At 66.8% G+C, this 3,690-nt stretch carries 4 protein-coding genes; 3 read left to right on the forward strand and 1 reads right to left on the reverse strand.

What is annotated here, in order from left to right; genetic code table 11:
- Positions 1–84 precede the first annotated feature (84 nt).
- Positions 85–279, forward strand: coding sequence for a hypothetical protein (locus Q0071_RS13455; protein ID WP_298170226.1), 195 nt, complete (start codon positions 85–87; stop codon positions 277–279).
- 135 nt (positions 280–414) lie between these two features.
- On the opposite strand, the gene Q0071_RS13460 is transcribed toward Q0071_RS13455, so the two are convergent.
- A complete protein-coding gene (locus Q0071_RS13460) occupies positions 415–1,392 on the reverse strand; it encodes a serine hydrolase (protein WP_298170229.1) in 978 nt (325 codons plus the stop codon).
- 197 nt (positions 1,393–1,589) lie between these two features.
- Between Q0071_RS13460 and Q0071_RS13465 the strand changes: the two genes are divergently transcribed.
- Together Q0071_RS13465 and Q0071_RS13470 are read left to right on the forward strand one after the other, a co-directional pair.
- Positions 1,590–2,975, forward strand: coding sequence for a phosphotransferase family protein (locus Q0071_RS13465; RefSeq protein WP_298170231.1), 1,386 nt, complete (start codon positions 1,590–1,592; stop codon positions 2,973–2,975).
- Positions 2,972–3,690, forward strand: a 719-nt coding sequence (locus Q0071_RS13470) for an acyl-CoA dehydrogenase family protein (RefSeq protein ID WP_298170234.1), incomplete at its 3' end; no start/stop codon positions are given. The genes Q0071_RS13465 and Q0071_RS13470, both read left to right, overlap by 4 nt.

A 3,690-nucleotide genomic window follows, 5' to 3' on the forward strand; every position in this document is an offset into this window, starting at 1 on the left:
GGGGCGAGAAGTCTACCGCCAGAGTAGGCTTTGCGGCGGGCTGCGGGCCCGGCGCGGTCCACTTCAATCCAGGGATTGTAACGCATGCGCAAGCTCCTCCTCGCCGCAGTCGCCGGCACCGCCTTCGCTCTCGCCGGTTGCTCGGAAAAGGCTCCTGAAGCCCCCGCCACCGAAGCCGCTATGGAATCGACCGACGCTGCTGCCGATGCTTCGGCTCCTGCTTCGGAAGACGCTTCGGCTCCGGCTGCTGACGCTTCGAGCGAAGCCGCGAAGATGTAATCAACCCCGCAAGGGTTTGATAGAGATAGAGGGGCGTGATCGTTTTGGCGGTCGCGCCCCTTCTCTTTGTGCGGGGCAGACGCGCATGACAAAGGCCCGCGCGCAGCGCGGCACATCGTCAGATAATCAGGAAGATCAGCGGCGCGCGGTCTCGAAGCTGGCGGGCAGCGGTGACTGGCTGTAGCCGTCGTAAAGTACGCGGGCGATCTGCGCGATCATGCCGGCGTGTGCGGTATGGCCTTCCGGCCCTGTCACGAAGATGGCGATGGCAAGGTGCCGGCCATCGGGCAGGCGCACGATGCCGACATCGTCGGTAACCCCCGACAGCGTACCCGTCTTGTGGGCGAAGACCACGCCTTCGGGCAGGCCGCTGCGGATGCGGTTGCGGCCTGTGCTCGTGCGGGTCATCGTATCGAGCAGCACGGCGCGGCTTTCCGGGCTGAGCGCGCCGCCGCGATCGATCGCAGCGAGGAGCTGCACCATTGCACGCGGCGTGCTGCTCGTGCGCGTGTCGATCGTCGTCACCGGATTGACCCGGCCATCATCGCGAACCAGCGTTGCCATCGTGTGATCGAGATGTTGGCCTGTCACACCGATACGGCTGAGCCAGGTATTCACAGCGCCGATCCCGCCAACTGCGGCGATCAGCCCATCGGTTGCGTGGTTGTCGCTGCGCGTGATGGAAAGCTCCATCAGGCTCTGCGCGGACATCACCATGCCGGGCCGGACCGCTGCGACGGCCCCGCGCGATTCGACCGATTCGGCCACCGGCATCATCATCGGAAACTGCTGGTCGAGCCGGAGGCGGCCCTGCTCCACACCGGAAAGGTAAGTGGCAGCCACGGCAATCTTGGCGGTGCTGGCCATCGGAAACGGCATGTCGCCGTTGATCAGGATCTGCCCGCCGCCATCGAGATCGACCGCCGCGACGCCGATGCGGCCGCGGCCTTGTGATACGATGGCAGAGACCTGCTGCTCGATCGCGGCATCGCGCGCGTTCTGCAGGGTGGTGCCAGGACGCGCCTGTGCCGGGGCGGCGACAAGCAGCAGCGGCGCCGCGCACCACAGTGCAGCCGCGATCCACTTGCTCATCGTCTTGCCACCGGAAGCCATGTTCCCCCTTAGCCCAGAACCCGTTTATGATCCATTAGCAGCCTAACTGATTGTGATTCCGTGGCAAGTGCCGCGTTGACAGGTGGTCGCGCGTGGCGCGCGGCCTGCCGTATCGCGAGCTGGAGCCGAACCGGACGCTGGACATTAATCGCGCGATTAATGATAGTGGCGCGAACAACAGCAAAGCGAATAGCCCGATGAAGAGCGGGCGAGAGGAGCGGATGGCGGCGGACGCGCAGCAGGGCTTGGCCGATGGGCTGGCTGAAGGCCTTGAGCAGGTGATGACGCGCGCCGGCTGGCGCGGCATGGTCACCGGCCTGCTCCGGCTATCCGGCGGTGCCAACATGCAGAGCTGGCGTTTCGAGATCGGCGGTGAAGCCTTCGTGCTGCGCCGCGCGCCCTCGGCTGAATGGGTGGCCAATCGCCAGCTTGATATGGCCAAGGAAGCCGCTGTGATCCGCTGCGCGCGTGCGGGCGGCGTGCCCGCTCCCGAAGTGGTCGCCGAACTTACCCCCGAAGACGATCTCGGCCTGGGCTTCATCATGCGCTGCGTGCCTGGCTCACCCGATCCCGAAAACGCGCTGTCCTCACCGCCAGCCCTGCTGGGCGAGATCGCGACCGCGATGGCCGGGGTTCATGCGCTCGATCCTGCCGCGCTGCCATTCCTCCCGGTGCTCGAACCCGCCGCCGGGGTCGAAGTGCTCGCCGCGCAATTTGAAGAGGCCGGAGGCGACCGGCCGCCCATCGCGCTGGGCCTCGCCTGGCTGCGCGCCAACCTACCGCCGCCGGCACCGCTCGCGGTGCTCCACGGCGATCTGCGCATCGGCAATATCATGGTGGAGGGCGGGCGTTTGTCTGCCGTGCTCGATTGGGAACTCGCGCACCTTGGCGATGTCCACGAGGATCTTGCTTTTGGCTGCATGACCGTCTGGCGCTTTGGCCGTCTGGACAAACGCGGCTTCGGCCTCGGCCAGATCGAGGACCTTGCCCGCGCCTACGAAGCTGCCGGTGGCACCATGTTCGATCCCGCCCGTTTCCGCTTCTGGCTGGTCTATCGCACGGTGTGGTGGGCGCTTTCCGCGCTTTCGATGGGCAAGGGCTGGCGCAGCGGTGCAGACCGCTCGCTCGAGCGCGTCGTCGTGGCGCGGCGGGCGGCGGAACAGGACCTCGATCTTCTGCTCCTGCTGGAAGCCGAAGCGCCCGAGGCGGAACGCGCACGGCCCTTGCCGCCCGCGCCGCCGCCGCCGCCCGCCTGCGCGGGTGAGCCGAGCGCCGCCGAAATCCTCACGGCCATCTCGGAATGGCTCGCCGCCACGGTCAAGCCGCATATGGCCGCCGGGCGCGAGCGCTTCGAACTGGCCGTTGCGCAGAACGCGCTCGGCATTGTCCGCCGCGAACTTGCCGGTCGGCCCAGCCCGCACGACAGGGCCTTGTGCGAAGCCATCCTCGCCGGGCGCACCACGCTGGCCGAGCCCGGCTTGCTCGCGACCCTGCGCCGCCGCGCCCTCGATACGCTGGCCGCCGATATGCCGAAATACCCTGCGCTCAGCGAAGCGCGCCGCATCTGGGAGAGCACGACATGAACTTCGATCTGCCGCAGGAGCTCGTCGATTACCTCGCCGAACTCGACGCCTTCATCGATGCCGAGATCAAGCCGCTCGAACAGGCGGACGACAACATCCGCTTCTTCGACCACCGCCGCGAATATGCGCGCACCGATTTCGAAAATCAGGGCCTGCCGCGCCATGAATGGGAGGCCTTGCTGATCGAGGCCACCCGCCGCGCCGATGCCGCCGGGCACTGGCGTTTTTCCGCGCCCAAGAAGTATGGCGGCAAGGATGGCAAGAACCTGTGGATGGCGGTGATTCGCGATCACTTCACGCAGAAGGGCCTCGGCCTCCACAACGATCTCCAGAACGAGCATTCGATCGTCGGCAACTTCCCGTTCGTGAACATGTTCGAGCATTTCGGCACGCCCGAACAGCAGGAGGAATTCATCCTCGGCGGCTTTGCGCGCACCCGCCGCGTGTCTTTCGGCCTTACCGAGGCGCGCCACGGCTCCGATGCGACGCACATGGAAACCCGCGCCGTGCGCGAGACGCGCGATGGCGTCCCCGGCTGGCGGATCGACGGCGAGAAGATGTGGATCACCGGCATGCACATCGCCAGCCACTGCGCGGTCTTTGCGCGGACCGAAGGCGAGCCCGGGAACGCGCGCGGGATCACCTGCCTCCTCGTGCCCAATCCCTCGCCGGGGCTGGTGATCGAGGAGTACATGTGGACCTTCAACATGCCGAC

The organism is Novosphingobium sp. (assembly GCF_027486195.1).
In the GTDB taxonomy this organism is placed as follows: domain Bacteria; phylum Pseudomonadota; class Alphaproteobacteria; order Sphingomonadales; family Sphingomonadaceae; genus Novosphingobium.